An 18051-nucleotide genomic window follows, 5' to 3' on the forward strand; every position below is an offset into this window, starting at 1 on the left:
GCAGGAAATATCATGACAGGAAACGAAAACAACCTGATTTGGATCGATCTGGAGATGACCGGGTTGGATCCGGAGCGCGATCGCATTATCGAGATCGCCACGCTGGTCACTGACGCCAATCTGAACATTCTTGCTGAGGGGCCGACCATCGCCGTCCATCAATCCGACGAACAGCTCGGCCTGATGGATGACTGGAACGTGCGTACCCATACCGGCAGCGGGCTGGTGGAGCGGGTGAAGGCCAGTCGCTTCGACGATCGCGCCGCTGAACTGGAAACCATCGCCTTCCTCCAGCAATGGGTGCCGGCGGGCAAATCGCCAATCTGCGGCAATAGCGTCGGTCAGGATCGCCGTTTCCTGTTCCGCTATATGCCCGAGCTTGAAGCCTACTTCCATTACCGTTATCTGGACGTCAGTACGCTGAAAGAGCTGGCACGCCGCTGGAAACCGCAAATTCTCAGCGGCTTTAAAAAGCAGGGTACTCACCAGGCGATGGATGATATCCGCGAGTCCGTGGCTGAACTGGCCTATTACCGCGAGCATTTCATCCAATTGTGATGGCGGCTCGGGCCCCTTTGGGGGCCCTATACTGTGAAAGCACTCGATTCCGCCGCTTAATTAGCCAGTTTGACGCTTTAATCGGCAATCAAACAAAAATCGCGTTTTTTTGCTTTTAGGGGCTTGCGACAAAAAGGATTTCTCGTATAATGCGCACCCCGTACCGATGAAGAATTTCGTTTAGTTCCGACATCGATACGCCGGGCGGGAATAGCTCAGTTGGTAGAGCACGACCTTGCCAAGGTCGGGGTCGCGAGTTCGAGTCTCGTTTCCCGCTCCAAATTCAACAATGCTGCTTATGCGGCGTGATGAATAAAAAAAGTATCAAGCAGTACCCATGCGACGCGGGAATAGCTCAGTTGGTAGAGCACGACCTTGCCAAGGTCGGGGTCGCGAGTTCGAGTCTCGTTTCCCGCTCCAAAAAATTCAAAGGCCATGTTGTTGTTTGATGGCCAGGTGCCCAAAGCATCTCAATGCGGGAATAGCTCAGTTGGTAGAGCACGACCTTGCCAAGGTCGGGGTCGCGAGTTCGAGTCTCGTTTCCCGCTCCAATTTTATCTTCGATTAAACTCAGTTCAACGCCTTTGCCGGCGGGGCTCTTTGTCTCTCCATACACACCCTGTCGAAATGTTGTGAACAGAGTTATCCACAGATAGCGCTCATAATACCCTCAGTTCAAAAAATCAACGCCACCGAAATGAAATATGTAATTTATTGATTTGTATCTATATTTTTTTATAAGAAAACGTTATGCCGATCACTTGCTCTTTTTGTTGCAGTTGAAAGACAAAGCATTTTTATTTTTATGCACAAATCCACAGAGCGACTATCGGGGTCTGGACAACGGATCCGGCAGGGGCTTTACGCATCCCTCGGTAATCCTTTTTCCACCGCCCGTATCAATCGTTTTTTCTGCGTTGTCTGCACTTCTATACCCTGCGCTTCCCGTCGCGCCAACTGTTGCTCAAGCGCCCAGTCAATATGCTCGTCCAGCATGGGGTTCTGGCTCAGCCTGGAGCGTAGCGCTATCACCACGGCATCCTGATAAGGGGCATTGCCCAGCGCTACGGCGATATTGCGCAGCCAGCGCAAATGGCCGATACGCCGAATGGCGGAACCTTCGGTAATGCGCAGGAATTTCTCTTCCGTCCAGCCGAACAGTTCAATCAACTGAGGCGCATGCAGCGCAGCGCGCGGGCTGAAATCATCTTCGTCGGTGAGCTGGGAGAAGCGATTCCACGGGCAGATAAGCTGGCAGTCATCACAGCCGTAAATGCGGTTACCCAGCAATGGGCGGAACTCTTCCGGGATGGCGCCCTCAAGCTCGATAGTCAGGTAGGAGATACAGCGGCGCGCGTCCACGGTGTAAGGCGCGACAATCGCACCGGTCGGGCAGGTGGTGATGCAGGCGACGCAGCGGCCACACTGTTCCGGCTGTGGTTCATCCACCGGTAGCGGCAGATCGATCAGCAGTTCTCCGAGAAAGAACCAGGAACCGGCTTCGCGATTGAGAATAAGTGAGTGTTTACCAACCCAGCCAATGCCGGCCTTGGAGGCCAATGCACGCTCCATCACCGGCGCCGAATCGACAAAGGGACGAAAGTTCAGCTCGCCGCAGTAGGCCTGGATCTGGTCGCCGAGCTTTTTCAGCCGCTGGCGCAGCAATTTATGATAGTCCCGCCCCAGCGCATAGCGGCTGACGTAGCCCAATTGCGGATTATTCAGGGTGCTGGCAAAGGCCGCTTTCGCCGGCAGGTAGTTCATGCGCACGCTGATCACCCGCAGCGTACCGGGCAGCAACTCATGCGGCCGTGCGCGCAGCATGCCATGGCGCGCCATCCACTCCATTTCGCCGTGGTATTGCTTGTCCAGCCATGCCTGCAACTTGGGTTCTTCGGCGCTCAGATCGGTATCACAAATGCCTACCTGCTGGAATCCTAGCGATTGCCCCCATTGCTTGATATGTTGGGCGAGTTGATTGAGATCGAGGGGGTGTGTCATGACGGGCCACAGTGAAAAACAATACACCGACAGTTTATCACACTCTGTCTGGTCTGCGGACGGGATCCGACAGGCAGAACCTGCCGCCGCCGCCTCGCTCGGCATTTCACTCTACGATTTGATGCAGCGTGCCGGTGAGGCAGCTTACGCCCTGGCACGCGACCAATACCCGGCAGGCAGCCATTGGCTGGTACTGTGCGGCCACGGCAACAACGGCGGCGACGGTTACGTGGTCGCCAGACTGGCTGCCGCCGCCGGTGTAAAGATTACGTTGATTGCCTGCGAGGGCGCGCGGCCCTTACCCGTTGAGGCCGCCGCCGCCCGGCAGGCCTGGTTGAACGCCGGGGGTGAAATTCATCCGGCTGACAGCCGCTGGCCGGAAAGTATCGATCTGATTATCGATGGCCTGCTCGGCACCGGGTTGGGGACCGCACCGCGAGCGCCTTACAATGCCTTGATTGAGGCCGCTAACCGCAGTTCAGCGCCGGTTATCGCACTTGATATCCCCTCAGGCCTGCTGGCCGAAAGTGGCGCTACGCCTGGTGCGGTCATCCGCGCTACGCACACCGTCACCTTTATCGCCCTAAAACCGGGCCTGTTAACCGGCCAGGCCCGCGATTGGGTCGGGCAACTTCATCAGAGTACGCTAGGATTATCTGGCTGGCTGGCGAGGCAACCGGCGCAGATTCATCGGGTTACCGCAGAGTCTCTGGCGTTGTGGCTGAAGCCGCGCCGCCCTTGTTCGCACAAGGGCGAGCAAGGGCGTTTACTGTTGGTGGGCGGCGATCACGGCTTTGGCGGGGCAATACGTATGGCGGCAGAGGCCGCACTGCGCAGCGGCGCAGGCCTGGTGCGAGTGCTCACTCACATTGAGCATGTCGGGCCGCTGCTTACCGCCCGTCCTGAGTTGATGGTGCAACGTCTGAGCGACGATACGCTGCAACAGGCGCTCAATTGGGCGGATGTGGTGGTGGTGGGGCCGGGACTGGGCCAGGGCGAATGGGGGCGGAATGCACTGAAAGTGCTGCAAGCCAGTGATAAACCGGCGTTATGGGATGCCGATGCGCTGAACTTGCTGGCATTAAATCCCGAGAAGCGTCAGAATCGCGTGATTACCCCGCACCCTGGGGAGGCTGCACGCTTATTGGGGTGCAGTACCGCTGATATTGAGAGTGATCGCTTACTTGCAGTGCGCAAACTGGCGGCGCATTACGGTGGCGTGGCGGTGTTGAAAGGCGCCGGTACGCTGATCGCGGATGAGCAGGGCCAGATGGCGATCGCGGACGTCGGTAATGCGGGCATGGCCTCCGGTGGTATGGGCGACGTGCTGTCGGGTATTATCGGTGGTTTGCTGGGGCAAAAGCTCTCGCTGTATGATGCAGCCTGCGCGGGGTGTGTCGTGCATGGTGCTGCGGCCGATCGCGTGGCGGCAAGACAAGGAACAAGAGGGATGCTGGCGAGCGATCTATTGCCGGAAATCCCTTATTACGTTAATCCTGAGTTGGCATAAATAGAAACTATCGAATGAAAGAACTCGTTTTACCTCTGCCGGATGAGGCAGCGACTGTCGCATTGGGCGCCGCCTTGGCCAAGGCGTGCGATCGCGCCAGCGTAATTTATCTTTACGGTGACTTGGGCGCCGGTAAAACCACCTTCAGCCGTGGTTTCCTGCAGGCTTTGGGGCACCAGGGCAATGTTAAAAGCCCAACCTATACGCTGGTGGAGCCGTATGCGCTGTCGCCACTGGCGGTATACCATTTTGATTTGTATCGGTTAGCCGATCCGGAAGAACTCGAATTTATGGGCATTCGCGATTATTTTGCGCAGGATGCCATTTGCCTGGTGGAATGGCCGCAGCAGGGCACTGGCGTGTTGCCGGATCCGGATCTGGAGCTGCACCTCAGCTATCAGGATCAGGGGCGAGAGGCAAAAATTCAGGCGGTTTCCGCCTACGGTAGCCAGCTTTTAGACCGTATCCACGGGCCACAGGAATGACGCCGCAATGACGTATGCGTTGAAGAAATTACTCGTAATCACCCTGATCGCCGTATTGGGGCCTTTTGGTGTGGCCAGTGCGCTGGCGGCATCGTCGCTGTCTGATATCAAAGTGTCCAATGCCCAGCGAGAAGCCACGGTATCGGTGAGCTTCAATGGTCCGCCGGATTACGCCTTCTTCCCGCTGCATGGCCCGGACCGCGTGGTCTTGGACGTTAACCAGAAAGGCAAGGTTGGCGGCCTGCCGCTGAGTTTTAGCGGACAGAACCTGGTAAAAAGCATCCGTTCAAGTACGCCGAAAGACGCTCAGAGCGTGCGGTTGGTGTTTGATCTGACTCAGCGTTCGAAAACTCGCGTCGCTACGCGCCAGAACGGCGGCATTTATACCGTCGTATTTACCATTGCCGCCGAGGGCAGCGCCAACACCAATGTGGTGCGCAGAACGCCGGCGGCCATTCCCGCGCCGGCCCCTGTAGTGGTCCGCGACCCGGTACGCAAAGCGCCGGTGATGAGTGAACCTGAATCCGAAGCTGAATCGGCACCGGTGCGAAGAGCGCCGAGCGGCTCGAATCCTTTCACCAATAAGCCGACTGTAGTATCGGGCACCGCATCGGAAATTACGCCGCGCAGCAGCCGCGTTTCCGTGGGGTCCGGCGATCGGGTGGTGGTGGCGATTGATGCCGGTCACGGCGGGCAGGATCCGGGCGCTATCGGCCCGAACGGCCTGAAAGAGAAAAATGTTACCATCGGCATCGCGCGCCGTTTGCAGGCCATGTTGGATGCCGATCCGCAGTTCAAACCGGTGCTGACGCGTACAGGCGATTACTTCATCTCGGTGATGGGGCGTTCTGACGTGGCGCGTAAACAGGGTGCCAACGTGCTGGTCTCCATTCATGCTGACGCCGCGCCAAACCGCAGCGCCAACGGGGCCTCGGTTTGGGTGCTGTCCAATCGCCGGGCCAACAGTGAGATGGCAGGCTGGCTGGAACAGCATGAGAAACAGTCTGAGCTGCTTGGCGGTGCGGGTGATTTGCTGGCCAACAGCCAGGCCGATCCTTACCTGAGTCAGGCGGTGCTGGATTTGCAGTTCGGCCACTCGCAGCGAGTGGGCTACGATGTTGCGGTAAAAGTCTTGCAGCAATTGCAAAGCGTGGGTTCATTGCATAAACGCCGCCCGGAACACGCCAGCCTTGGCGTGCTGCGTTCGCCGGATATCCCATCACTGCTGGTGGAAACAGGGTTTATCAGTAATAGCACGGAGGAGCGGCTGCTGGGCAGTAGCGCGTATCAGGATAAAATTGCCAGGGCGATCCACAATGGCCTGCGCAGTTATTTCCTGGCGCATCCGCTACAAGCCGACCCAAAGGTGGAAAACCGTCCGCTGGACGTCGCAGCGGCGGTTAACACTTCAGCCCCGGCCCCAACCCGCACGGTCGCCAAGGCGAAATCCAGCGTGAAGAAAGCGTCAAAACATAAAGTGACGCGCGGTGATACGTTGTCATCCATTGCTTCCCGTTATGGCGTCAGCGTCAGCGATCTGAAGCGCGTGAATAAACTGAAGTCGGACGTCGCGCCGCTGGATCGGACGCTGACCATTCCGCAGGCCTAGCGCCAACATGACAGGAGCCAGTATGCCCATCCAGGTGTTACCGCCACAGCTCGCCAACCAGATTGCCGCCGGCGAAGTGGTCGAGCGGCCTGCGTCTGTGGTGAAAGAGCTGGTGGAAAACAGCCTGGATGCCGGGGCGACGCGCATCGATATCGACATCGAACGCGGCGGCGCCAAGCTGATCCGCATCCGCGATAACGGCTGCGGTATTGGCAAGGAAGATCTGGCCCTGGCGTTGGCTCGTCACGCCACCAGTAAGATCAGTACCCTCGACGATTTGGAAGCGATTGTCAGCCTTGGTTTCCGCGGAGAAGCGCTGGCCAGCATCAGCTCGGTTTCCCGTTTGACGCTCACCTCACGCACGGCAGAACAAAGCGAAGCCTGGCAGGCTTATGCCGAAGGCCGCGATCAGGCGGTGACGGTCAAGCCGGCGGCACATCCGATAGGCAGCACGCTGGAAGTGCTGGATTTGTTCTACAACACCCCGGCGCGCCGCAAGTTTATGCGCACCGAGAAAACCGAATTTGGTCATATTGATGAAGTCGTGCGGCGCATTGCGCTGGCGCGTTTCGATGTGGCGATAAACCTCAGCCACAACGGCAAACTGATCCGCCAATACCGCGCAGCGAAAGACGAGAGCCAGCATGAACGCCGTCTGGGCAGCATTTGTGGGCCGGCATTTTTGCAGCATGCGTTGAACATCTCCTGGCAACACGGCGATCTGACCATTCGCGGTTGGGTGGCCGATCCCGCCGGCGCCCGCCAATTGGGCGAAATGCAGTATTGTTACGTCAACAGCCGCATGATGCGCGATCGCCTGATCAACCACGCCATTCGTCAGGCTTATCAGGATCAATTAAAAGATGAGCAGCAGCCCGCTTATGTGCTGTATCTCGAAGTAGATCCTCATCAGGTCGACGTGAATGTTCATCCGGCCAAGCATGAGGTGCGTTTCCATCAGGCGCGGTTGGTACATGATTTTATCTATCAGGCGGTAACCACCGTGCTGCAGCAGGTTGGCACTGCGCCGTTGCCGTTGGTGGATGAACAGGACCAGGAACCCGCTCCGGCCTGGCAGCCGGAAAACCGCGTCGCTGCCGGCGGCAACCATTTCTCGCAGCCTGCGCCACGCCGCGAGGTTCAACCGGCTGCACCTGCGGTTGCGCGCGAACCTGCGCCGCAGCCGGCCTATCACGCGGGCAGCGGTTATCAAAAGCGCGAAGGTGAGCTGTATGGCAAGCTGCTGCAGGCCGCTCCCGCCGCCGAACCGCACCAGGAAACGCCGAAACAGCCGCTGTTCCCACCGGTGAAAATCGAGCGGGAAACACCGCTGGCGGGCAGCCAGCACAGCTTTGGTCGGGTACTGATGATTCACCCGCCGTGCTACGCGCTGATAGAAAGCCGCCAGCAACTGATGTTGCTGAACCTGCCGGTGGCTGAACGCTGGCTGCGTCAGGCGCAGCTTAGCCCATCGGAAGATGGCCTGCGGCCACAGCCGTTGCTGATTCCCATCAAGCTGACGTTGAATAAAAACGAGGTGGCTGCCTGCGTACGCCACCAGCCGCTGCTGGTCAAAATGGGGCTGGATCTGCAGTCGGATCATGGGCGTGTGACGCTGCGCGCAGTACCTTTACCATTACGCCAACAAAATTTACAAAAACTGATACCCGAACTGTTAGGCTATCTGGCCGAGCATCAGGAGATGTCGCCCGCGGTGTTAGCCACCTGGATCGCCCGCCATTTAGGCAGCGAGCACGAACAGTGGAACACCTCGCAAGCGATACAATTGCTGACCGACGTTGAACGACTTTGCCCGCAGCTGGTCAAATCACCTCCGAGCGGACTTTTACAACCTGTTGATTTACAGGCTGCACTGACAGCCCTTAAGCATGATTGAAACTGAAATGACACCACGTCCCCCGGCTATTTTTATCATGGGGCCGACCGCCTCCGGCAAAACCGCTCTGGCGATCGCGCTGCGTGAGCGCCTGCCTGTGGAACTGATCAGCGTGGATTCCGCTCTGATTTATCGCGGTATGGATATCGGCACCGCCAAGCCGAGCGCCGAAGAGCTGGCGCAGGCGCCGCACCGGCTGATTGACATCCGCGATCCCGCAGAAGCCTACTCCGCAGCGGATTTTCGTGCCGACGCGTTGAAAGAGATGGCCGCGATTACCGCCGCAGGCCGCATCCCGCTGCTGGTGGGGGGCACCATGCTCTACTTCAAGGCGCTGTTGGAAGGATTATCGCCGCTGCCCTCCGCCGATCCGGCAGTGAGAGAACGCATCGAACAGCAGGCGGCTGAGCAGGGTTGGGACGTTTTACACCGTCAGTTACAAGAGATTGACCCGGTTGCGGCAATGAGAATTCATCCGAATGATCCGCAGAGACTGTCCAGAGCACTGGAAGTTTTTTTTATTTCGGGTAAAACTTTAACGGAACTGACTAAAATTTCGGGTGAATCGTTACCGTATCATGTTCACCAATTTGCGATAGCGCCGACCAGCCGTGAGTTGATCCATCAACGAATCGAGCTGCGGTACCATCAAATGTTGGCGGCAGGTTTTGAGACGGAAGCGCGTGCACTTTTTGCACGGGGTGATTTGCATACGGATTTGCCTTCCATTCGCTGTGTCGGTTATCGCCAGATGTGGTCATATTTGTCTGGCGAAATTAGTTACGATGAGATGGTTTATCGTGGTATTTGCGCAACGCGTCAGTTGGCCAAGCGCCAAATGACCTGGTTACGGGGCTGGAACTCGGTACATTGGCTGGACAGCGAGAAGCCGGGAGAGGCTTTGGACTCGGTAATACAGGTTGTTAGTGCATAGGTTGAGTGATTGTGTACAATTGATGAGTATTCAGCGCGCAAATTTTTTAGGTCGTTTATTTTAGAGCCGACAGGTTCTTAGTTACAAACAACAAGCAAATAAGGAAAAGATAGAATGGCTAAGGGGCAATCTTTGCAAGATCCGTTCCTGAACGCATTGCGTCGTGAACGTGTTCCGGTTTCTATTTATTTGGTGAATGGTATTAAGCTGCAAGGCCAGATTGAGTCTTTTGACCAGTTTGTCATCCTGTTGAAAAACACGGTGAGCCAGATGGTTTATAAGCACGCTATCTCTACCGTTGTTCCGTCACGCCCGGTTTCGCACCATAGCAACAATCCGAGCGCCGGCACCAGTAACTATCACCATGGTAACAACCCGTCTGCGCCGCAACAGCCGCAGCAGGAAAGCGATGACGCTGAATAAAGCGCGTTGCGAGTCAACCATGACGGGGAGCATAAGCAGCCATGGGCTGTTTATGTCCCCCAAACTCGCGGTATATGTCCGTTTGAGAGGTTGCACGCTTGTTTGACCGTTATGAAGCCGGTGAGCAGGCCGTCCTGGTTCATATCTATTTCTCGCAAGACAAAGATACGGAAGATCTCAGTGAGTTCGAATCCCTGGTGTCCTCCGCGGGGGTTGAAGCTTTGCAAGTGGTTACTGGTAGCCGCAAAGCCCCACATCCCAAGTACTTTGTCGGCGAAGGAAAGGCCGAAGAAATTGCAGATGCGGTAAAAGCCAGTGGCGCATCTGTTGTCCTGTTTGATCATTCCCTTTCCCCGGCGCAGGAGAGAAATCTTGAACGCCTGTGTGAATGCCGGGTGATCGATCGCACCGGGTTGATTCTAGACATCTTTGCCCAGCGTGCCCGTACCCATGAAGGTAAGCTGCAGGTAGAGCTGGCGCAGTTGCGTCATATCGCCACGCGTCTGGTTCGTGGCTGGACGCACCTTGAACGCCAAAAAGGGGGGATTGGCCTGCGCGGGCCGGGGGAAACCCAGTTAGAGACCGACCGTCGTCTGTTACGCGACCGTATCAGCTTGATTTTACGCCGCCTGGAGCGGGTAGCCAAGCAGCGTGAACAGGGCCGACGTGCGCGTACCCGTGCTGAAGTGCCGACCGTATCGCTGGTGGGTTATACCAACGCCGGCAAATCTACCCTGTTTAACCGAATAACGTCTGCCGATGTGTATGCGGCGGACAAGCTATTTGCCACCCTGGATCCCACTCTGCGCCGTATTGACGTGGTGGACGTGGGCGATACCGTGTTGGCGGATACCGTAGGCTTTATCCGGCACCTGCCGCACGATCTGGTAGCCGCCTTCAAGGCGACGCTGCAGGAAACGCGCCAGGCGTCTCTGCTGTTACATGTAATCGACGCCGCGGATACTCGCGTCGATGAAAACATTGAAGCGGTAAACACCGTGCTGGCAGAGATTGAATCGGATGAGATCCCTACACTGTTAGTGATGAACAAAATAGATATGCTGGATGATTTTGTCCCGCGTATCGACCGCAACGATGAAAACTTACCGATCCGGGTGTGGCTGTCCGCCGCCAGCGGTGAAGGTATCCCGTTGCTGTATCAGGCGTTGACGGAGCGCTTATCGGGGGAAATCGCGCAATATGAGCTGCGCTTACCGCCACAGGCAGGCCGTCTTCGTAGCCGTTTTTACCAGCTTCAGGCAATTGAGAAAGAGTGGAACGAAGAAGACGGCAGCATCGGCATGGTGATTCGTATGCCAATTGTCGAATGGCGTCGCCTCTGTAAACAGGAACAGGACCTGATTAACTTTATAGTATGATCATATCCTGTTACATTTGAGCTTCGCGTAAGCCTGAAGTACCCAATCACAGAATATGGAGCTAAAACATGGCGTGGAATCAGCCCGGTAATAACGGACAGGACCGCGACCCGTGGGGGAGCAGCAATAATAATGGCGGCAACTCTGGCGGTAACAATAAAGGCGGTCGCGAGCAAGGACCTCCTGATTTGGACGATATCTTCCGCAAGCTGAGCAAAAAACTGAGCGGCTTGGGCGGGGGCAAAGGTTCCAACAGCAATAACGGTGGCGGCACCGGTACCTCAGGTCCGGGTTTCAGCAGCCGTATTATCGGCATTGCTGCAGTTGCGGTGGTGGTGATTTGGGCCGCCAGCGGCTTCTACACCATCAAAGAAGCCGAACGCGGCGTAGTCACCCGTTTTGGCAAGTTCAGCCACCTGGTGCAACCGGGTCTGAACTGGAAGCCGACCTTCATCGACGAAGTTCGTCCGGTCAACGTGGAGTCCGTGCGTGAACTGGCGGCTTCCGGCGTGATGCTGACTTCCGATGAGAACGTGGTGCGCGTGGAAATGAACGTGCAGTACCGCGTGACCAACCCGGAAGCGTATCTGTTCAGCGTGACCAGTGCCGACGACAGCTTAAGCCAGGCCACCGACAGTGCCCTGCGTGGCGTTATCGGTAAGTACACCATGGACAAGATCCTGACCGAAGGCCGTACTATCGTACGTAGCGATACCCAACGCGTGCTGGAAGAGACCATTCGTCCGTACAACATGGGGATCACGCTGCTGGACGTCAACTTCCAGGCAGCCCGTCCGCCGGAAGAGGTGAAAGCCGCATTTGACGATGCGATTGCCGCGCGTGAGAACGAGCAGCAGTACATCCGTGAGGCAGAAGCTTACGCCAACGAAGTGCAGCCACGTGCTAACGGCCAGGCGCAGCGTCTGTTGGAAGATGCCAAGGCGTATAAAGATCGTACCGTCCTGGAAGCTCAGGGTGAGGTAGCGCGCTTTGCCAAACTGTTGCCGGAATACAAGTCCGCACCGGAAATTACCCGTGAGCGTCTGTATATCGAAACCATGGAAAAAGTCCTGAGCCACACCCGCAAGGTGCTGGTCAATGACAAAGGCAACAATCTGATGGTGTTACCGCTTGAGCAAATGCTGCGTGGCCCGGCCGGCACGGCGGGTGAAGGCAATAAAGACACCAGCCTGATTCGTCTCAACCCCGCTCCGTCCGCCAGCAGCGGCGCCAGCTCGAACAGCCAGCGTAGCAACAGCGGCTCGGTCATGGACCAACGCCGGGCGAATGCGCAGCGTGACGACACCACTCGCGTAGGGAGAGAATAATCAATGCGTAAGTCTTTTATAGTTATCGTCCTTGCGGTGCTGGTGGCGCTGTACGCATCTCTGTTCGTGGTGCAGGAAGGCCAGCGCGGCATCGTGCTGCGTTTCGGCAAGGTACTGCGTGACAGCGACAACAAACCGCTGGTGTATGCGCCGGGTCTGCACTTCAAGATCCCGTTTATCGAATCAGTGAAAACGCTGGACGCGCGTATCCAGACCATGGACAACCAGGCTGACCGCTTCGTAACCAGCGAGAAGAAAGACCTGATCGTCGATTCTTACCTGAAATGGCGTATCAGCGATTTCAGCCGTTACTATCTGGCAACCGGCGGCGGTGACGTTTCACAAGCCGAAGTGTTGTTGAAACGTAAATTCAGTGACCGTCTGCGTTCCGAGATTGGTCGTCTGGATGTGAAAGACATCGTGACCGATTCGCGCGGCAAGCTGATGTCTGACGTACGTGACGCGCTGAACACCGGTACCGTCGGTGATGGCGAAGAAGTGGTGACTACTGAAGCTGATGATGCCATTGCTTCCGCGGCGGCTCGCGTTGAGAAGGAAACCACCGGCAATCTGCCGAAGGTTAACCCGAACAGCATGGCTGCACTGGGTATTGAAGTGATCGACGTGCGTATCAAGCAGATCAACCTGCCGGCTGAAGTGTCTGACGCAATCTACCAGCGTATGCGCGCCGAGCGTGAAGCGGTAGCTCGTCGTCACCGTTCACAAGGCCAGGAAGAAGCTGAGAAGCTGCGCGCAACGGCGGACTACGAAGTGACCCGTACGTTGGCGGAAGCCGAGCGTACGGCGCGTATCACCCGTGGTGATGGCGATGCCGAAGCGGCCAAACTGTTTGCTGCCGCATTCAGCCAGGATCCGGACTTCTATGCCTTTATCCGTAGCCTGCGTGCTTATGAAACCAGTTTCAGCAGCAACAACCAGGACGTGATGGTACTGAGCCCGGACAGCGATTTCTTCCGCTACATGAAGTCGCCTGATTCCACGCGTAAGTAACAGCGACAGGTAAATTATTGGGGGCCCGTTTAATCGCGGGCCCTTTCTTTTTTGGGGTGAGGCATGAATTCAACGATTTGGCTGGCGCTTGGGCTGGTGTTGGTGCTGGAAGGGCTGGGGCCAATGCTGTTTCCACAGGCCTGGCGTAAAATGATACTGGCGATGACCCAGTTGCCTGACGCTACGCTGCGGCGATTTGGCGGTGGAATAGTGGTTGCGGGCTGCGTGATCTACTACATGTTGCGTAGCCGCGCGGGGGTTTAAAGTTTAGTCTAAAAAAGACGCAATCGTGTGCTGAAAGTGCTGAAAGTGCTGAAAATCGAAAATTACGGTGGTAGAATCCATTTTTAAGCAACCGGTGATTTTGAAAATGGGTAAGAACGTCGTCGTACTGGGCACCCAATGGGGTGACGAAGGTAAGGGCAAGGTCGTAGACCTGCTGACTGAACGGGCTCAATATGTTGTGCGCTACCAAGGTGGCCATAACGCTGGCCACACTCTGGTTATTAACGGTGAGAAAACCGTCCTTCATTTAATTCCTTCAGGCATTCTGCGTGATAACGTGACCAGCATCATCGGCAACGGTGTAGTTCTGGCGCCAGACGCATTGATGAAAGAAATGGGTGAACTTGAAGCGCGCGGCATCCCGGTACGCGAACGTCTGTTACTGTCCGAAGCCTGCCCGCTGATCCTGCCTTATCACGTTGCGCTGGATAACGCGCGTGAGAAAGCGCGCGGTGCGAAAGCTATCGGCACCACCGGTCGCGGTATCGGTCCGGCTTACGAAGATAAAGTTGCCCGCCGCGGTCTGCGCGTTGGCGATCTGTTCAATAAAGAAACCTTCGCCGTTAAGCTGAAAGAAATCATCGATTACCATAACTTCCAGCTGGTTAACTACTACAAAGTCGAAGCCGTCGATTACCAGGCGACTCTGGATTACGTGCTGTCCATCGCCGATATCCTGACCGCAATGGTTGTTGACGTTTCCGAACTGCTGGACGGCGCGCGCAAGCGTGGCGATCTGATCATGTTCGAAGGCGCTCAGGGTACCCTGCTGGATATCGACCACGGTACTTATCCGTATGTAACCTCTTCCAATACCACTGCTGGCGGCGTTGCTACCGGTTCAGGTATTGGTCCGCGTTACGTAGATTACGTGCTGGGCATCGTTAAAGCCTACTCTACCCGTGTAGGTGCAGGTCCGTTCCCGACCGAACTGTTCGACGAAACCGGTGAATACCTGTGCAAACAAGGTAACGAGTTCGGTGCCACCACTGGCCGTCGTCGTCGTACCGGTTGGCTGGACGCCGTAGCGGTTCGCCGCGCAGTACAGATCAACTCCCTGTCCGGCTTCTGCCTGACCAAGCTGGACGTGCTGGACGGCCTGAAAGAAGTGAAGATCTGCGTGGGTTACCGCATGCCTGACGGCCGCGAAATGGACACCACGCCGCTGGCTGCAGAAGGTTGGGAAGGCATTGAGCCAATCTACGAAAGCCTGCCTGGCTGGAGCGATACCACTTTTGGCGTGAAAGAACACAGCAAACTGCCACAGGCGGCGCTGGACTACATCAAGCGTATTGAAGAATTGACTGGCGTACCGGTAGACATTATCTCTACTGGCCCGGATCGTAGCGAGACCATGATCCTGCGCGACCCGTTCGACGCATAATCCGGCTTTGCTACACCAAAACAAACCGGGCATGTCCCGGTTTGTTTTTATCATTATTCTCCCCGATTGCGGTTTCACGTCAAAAAATCCTTTCTTTAACCCGCTCCAGAGCCTGAGATACGCTAAATAATTAGCGGCGAACTCTCCGGCTGGTTTATTATCCAATAAGTAATCTTTTGAATAATGCCGAAAATCGGCTTGTCAGACGGGTAGAAAGAGACCCAGAGGTAGATGTGCAGTTAACAAGTTTTACTGATTACGGCCTGCGGGCGTTGATCTACATGGCCTCGCTGCCACCGGACAAAATGACCAGCATTTCGGAAGTTACCGAAGTCTATGGCGTGTCCCGTAACCATATGGTGAAGATCATCAATCAGTTAAGCCGGGTTGGGTTTGTGACCGCAGTGCGCGGAAAGAACGGTGGCATCCGTTTGGGCAAACCGGCCGAAACCATTCGCCTCGGCGACGTGGTAAGAGCGCTGGAGCCGCTCTCGTTGGTTAACTGCAACAGTGATTTTTGCCACATAACCCCTGCCTGCCGCCTGAAGCAGGTGCTGCACCAGGGCGTACAGAATTTCCTTGAAGAGCTGGATAGCCACACGCTGGCCGATATGGTCGAAGACAATCCACCCCTCTACAAGCTATTGCTTGTCGAATAAAGCGTCGCTGAGAAGACAAGGCTCAGCGGCACCCTGCTGATGACAACGGAGGAACCGCAATGTCACAAGATCCATTCCTGGAACGAGAAGCAGAAAAATATGAGTCCCCAATCCCGAGCCGTGAATTCATTCTGGCCCATCTGGCGAAAAGAGAAACGCCAGCCAGTCGCGAAGAGCTGGCCAAAGAGCTGGATTTAACCGGTGAAGAGGCGCTAGAAGCGTTACGTCGTCGTCTGCGCGCGATGGAGCGTGACGGTCAATTGATATTTACTCGCCGCCAGTGCTATGCGCTGCCGGAACGTCTGGATCTGCTGCGCGGTACCGTAATCGGTCATCGCGACGGTTTTGGTTTCCTGCGTATTGAAGGCAGCAAAGACGACCTGTATTTGTCGGCTGAGCAGATGAAAATGGCGATCCACGGCGATGTGGTGCTGGCGCAAGCGATGGCTGCCGACCGTAAGGGCCGCCGTGAAGCGCGTATCGTGCGCGTTTTGGTGCCGAAAACCAGTCAAATCGTCGGCCGCTTCTTTATGGACGCGGGTACCGGCTTTGTGGTGCCGGACGACAGCCGCCTCAGCTTTGATATCCTGATCCCCGCCGAGGCCGTCAGCGGTGCGCGCATGGGCTTTATGGTGGTGGTTGAACTGACTCAACGCCCGACCCGTCGCACCAAGGCGGTAGGCAAGATTGTTGAGATCCTCGGCGATAAAATGGGCACCAGCATGGCGGTGGACATCGCACTGCGTACCCATGAGATCCCGCATGTCTGGCCGCCGCAGGTGGAAAAACAGGTTGCCGATCTCAGCGAGCAGGTACCCGAGGCCGCCAAGAAAGGCCGTGTTGACCTGCGTCAGCTGCCGCTGGTAACCATTGACGGCGAAGACGCGCGCGACTTCGATGATGCCGTCTACTGCGAGAAAAAACGCGGCGGTGGCTGGCGCCTGTGGGTAGCCATCGCCGATGTCAGCTACTACGTGCGCCCGCGTACCGCGCTGGATGACGAAGCGCGCAACCGTGGCACCTCGGTGTACTTCCCGTCGGAGGTTATCCCGATGCTGCCGGAAGTACTTTCCAACGGCCTGTGCTCGTTGAACCCGCAGGTTGATCGTCTGTGTATGGTGTGTGAGATGACCATCTCCGCCCAGGGCCGCCTGTCGACGTCCAAATTCTATGAAGCGGTGATGAGCTCCCATGCCCGCTTAACCTACAATAAAGTCTGGCACATTCTGCAGGGCGATGAGGAGCTGCGTGAGCATTATCACCCGCTGGTCAAGCACCTTCAGGAACTGCACACCATGTACAAGGTGTTGGATCAGGCGCGCGCCGAACGTGGCGGCATCGCCTTCGAAACCGAAGAAGCCAAGTTTATCTTCAACGCCGAACGTCGTATTGAGCGCGTTGAGCCAACGGTACGCAACGACGCGCACAAGCTGATCGAAGAGTGCATGATCATGGCGAACGTCGCCGCTGCACGCTTTGTCGAGAAGCATAACGAGCCGGCACTGTTCCGCGTGCACGATCGCCCAAGCGACGATCACATTACCGCACTGCGCAGCGTGCTGGGTGAACTGGGCCTGACGCTGGGCGGCGGTAACAAACCGCAGCCGAAGGACTACGCCACCCTGATGGATGAAGTGGCCGAGCGCCCTGACCGCGAAATGCTGCAAACCATGCTGCTGCGTTCGATGAAACAGGCGATCTACGATCCGGAAAACCGCGGGCACTTTGGCCTAGCACTGGCCTCTTATGGCCACTTTACCTCGCCAATTCGCCGCTATCCGGACCTGGCGCTGCACCGCGCGATCAAATATCTGCTGGCTAAAGAGCACGGTCAGCCGAAAGAGCGCTGGACGCCGACCGGCGGCTGGCACAGCGAGTTTGAAGAAATGCTGCAGCTCGGCGAACACTGCTCGATGACCGAACGCCGCGCTGACGAAGCGACGCGTAACGTTGCCGACTGGCTGAAATGCGACTTTATGCAGGATCACGTCGGTGAAGTGTTTAGCGGCATTATCGCCAGCGTAACCGGCTTCGGCTTCTTCGTGCGCCTGAACGATCTGTTCATCGACGGTCTGGTGCACGTCTCAACGCTGGATAACGATTATTATCGTTACGATAATATCGGCCAGCGCCTGATCGGCGAATCCTCGGGCATGGTTTATCGCTTGGGTGATACGGTGGAGATCCGCGTTGAAGCGGTGCATATGGACGAGCGCAAGATTGATTTTGCCCTGGTCTCCAGCACCCGCAAACCGCGCGGCGAAGGTAAAACCGAACGCGATCGCGCCAAGAACGGCGGCCAACGCACCTTGCGTGACGGTGCCGGTGCAGGCCGCGCCCCGGCATCGCAGCGCAACAAGCGACGTGGTGGCAAGCCACCGGCCAACTTTGAGCCGGACAGCGCCTTCCGCAAAAAAGACGACGCCAAACCGGCTGACCAGGTGAAGAAAGACAAAAAGGCGAAAGCCAAGAAAGCGTCTGACAAAACCCGGAAAATAGCGGCGGCCACCAAGGCCAAGCGCGCCGGCAAGAAGAAAGGTGCTGAGCAGGCTTAATCTGCCGCACGTTATTATCACCGGCAGGCATTT

15 protein-coding genes and 3 tRNA genes are annotated in these 18051 nt (G+C 56.6%); 17 read left to right on the top strand and 1 reads right to left on the bottom strand.

What is annotated here, in order from left to right:
• The first annotated feature begins 12 nt into the window (after window positions 1–12).
• The 4 genes from orn (at window position 13) to SPL01S_RS21590 (ending at window position 1109) form a co-directional block, all read left to right on the top strand.
• Window positions 13–558 (top strand): oligoribonuclease, encoded by a 546-nt coding sequence (orn, locus tag SPL01S_RS21575; RefSeq protein WP_004952679.1) that lies wholly within the window; start codon window positions 13–15, stop codon window positions 556–558.
• A gap of 204 nt (window positions 559–762) precedes the next feature.
• Window positions 763–838 (top strand) — tRNA-Gly (locus SPL01S_RS21580).
• Window positions 839–902: 64 nt separating this feature from the next.
• Window positions 903–978 (top strand) — tRNA-Gly (locus SPL01S_RS21585).
• A gap of 55 nt (window positions 979–1033) precedes the next feature.
• Window positions 1034–1109: transfer RNA gene (locus tag SPL01S_RS21590), tRNA-Gly, on the top strand.
• Window positions 1110–1419: 310 nt separating this feature from the next.
• Here SPL01S_RS21590 and queG read toward each other — a convergent pair.
• Window positions 1420–2559, bottom strand: coding sequence for a tRNA epoxyqueuosine(34) reductase QueG (gene queG, locus SPL01S_RS21595; protein ID WP_062869276.1), 1140 nt, complete (start codon window positions 2557–2559; stop codon window positions 1420–1422).
• On the opposite strand from queG, the gene nnr reads away from it, so the two are divergent.
• The 13 genes from nnr to rnr all read left to right on the top strand — a co-directional run bounded on the left by nnr (window position 2558) and on the right by rnr (window position 18018).
• Window positions 2558–4069: a bifunctional ADP-dependent NAD(P)H-hydrate dehydratase/NAD(P)H-hydrate epimerase gene (gene nnr / locus SPL01S_RS21600; protein WP_062791153.1), complete on the top strand. Its 1512-nt coding sequence runs from the start codon at window positions 2558–2560 to the stop codon at window positions 4067–4069. The genes queG and nnr overlap by 2 nt on opposite strands.
• A gap of 14 nt (window positions 4070–4083) precedes the next feature.
• Window positions 4084–4554, top strand: coding sequence for a tRNA (adenosine(37)-N6)-threonylcarbamoyltransferase complex ATPase subunit type 1 TsaE (tsaE, locus tag SPL01S_RS21605; protein ID WP_062869277.1), 471 nt, complete (start codon window positions 4084–4086; stop codon window positions 4552–4554).
• 7 nt (window positions 4555–4561) lie between these two features.
• Window positions 4562–6163 (top strand): N-acetylmuramoyl-L-alanine amidase AmiB, encoded by a 1602-nt coding sequence (amiB, locus tag SPL01S_RS21610; protein WP_063202774.1) that lies wholly within the window; start codon window positions 4562–4564, stop codon window positions 6161–6163.
• A 22-nt stretch (window positions 6164–6185) separates the two neighbouring features.
• Entirely contained in the window at window positions 6186–8060 is a 1875-nt protein-coding gene (gene mutL / locus SPL01S_RS21615) for a DNA mismatch repair endonuclease MutL (RefSeq protein ID WP_063202776.1), read from the top strand.
• Window positions 8053–8994: a tRNA (adenosine(37)-N6)-dimethylallyltransferase MiaA gene (gene miaA / locus SPL01S_RS21620; RefSeq protein WP_006323238.1), complete on the top strand. Its 942-nt coding sequence runs from the start codon at window positions 8053–8055 to the stop codon at window positions 8992–8994. The genes mutL and miaA overlap by 8 nt, the downstream gene beginning before the upstream one ends.
• 114 nt (window positions 8995–9108) lie before the next feature.
• Window positions 9109–9417, top strand: a complete 309-nt coding sequence (gene hfq / locus SPL01S_RS21625) for an RNA chaperone Hfq (RefSeq protein WP_004952704.1) — start codon at window positions 9109–9111, stop codon at window positions 9415–9417.
• A 98-nt stretch (window positions 9418–9515) separates the two neighbouring features.
• Complete coding sequence (gene hflX, locus SPL01S_RS21630; protein ID WP_063202778.1) at window positions 9516–10796, top strand: ribosome rescue GTPase HflX; 1281 nt, start codon at window positions 9516–9518, stop codon at window positions 10794–10796.
• A gap of 68 nt (window positions 10797–10864) precedes the next feature.
• Window positions 10865–12124, top strand: a complete 1260-nt coding sequence (gene hflK, locus SPL01S_RS21635; RefSeq protein ID WP_004952710.1) for an FtsH protease activity modulator HflK — start codon at window positions 10865–10867, stop codon at window positions 12122–12124.
• 3 nt (window positions 12125–12127) lie between these two features.
• Complete coding sequence (gene hflC, locus SPL01S_RS21640; RefSeq protein ID WP_004952713.1) at window positions 12128–13135, top strand: protease modulator HflC; 1008 nt, start codon at window positions 12128–12130, stop codon at window positions 13133–13135.
• A 63-nt stretch (window positions 13136–13198) separates the two neighbouring features.
• Window positions 13199–13399 carry a DUF2065 domain-containing protein gene (locus tag SPL01S_RS21645; RefSeq protein WP_020438320.1) on the top strand — a complete coding sequence of 67 codons (201 nt, stop codon included), beginning with the start codon at window positions 13199–13201 and terminating at the stop codon, window positions 13397–13399.
• Window positions 13400–13505: 106 nt separating this feature from the next.
• Complete coding sequence (locus tag SPL01S_RS21650; RefSeq protein WP_063202799.1) at window positions 13506–14804, top strand: adenylosuccinate synthase; 1299 nt, start codon at window positions 13506–13508, stop codon at window positions 14802–14804.
• Between the two features lie 233 nt (window positions 14805–15037).
• Window positions 15038–15463, top strand: a complete 426-nt coding sequence (gene nsrR, locus SPL01S_RS21655; RefSeq protein ID WP_004952720.1) for a nitric oxide-sensing transcriptional repressor NsrR — start codon at window positions 15038–15040, stop codon at window positions 15461–15463.
• 59 nt (window positions 15464–15522) lie between these two features.
• The gene (gene rnr, locus SPL01S_RS21660; protein ID WP_062869282.1) at window positions 15523–18018 is read left to right on the top strand and encodes a ribonuclease R; all 2496 of its coding nucleotides are present in this window, start codon (window positions 15523–15525) and stop codon (window positions 18016–18018) included.
• Window positions 18019–18051 lie beyond the last annotated feature (33 nt).

Origin of the sequence: Serratia plymuthica NBRC 102599, from assembly GCF_001590925.1 — a bacterium.
Lineage (GTDB): Bacteria > Pseudomonadota > Gammaproteobacteria > Enterobacterales > Enterobacteriaceae > Serratia > Serratia plymuthica.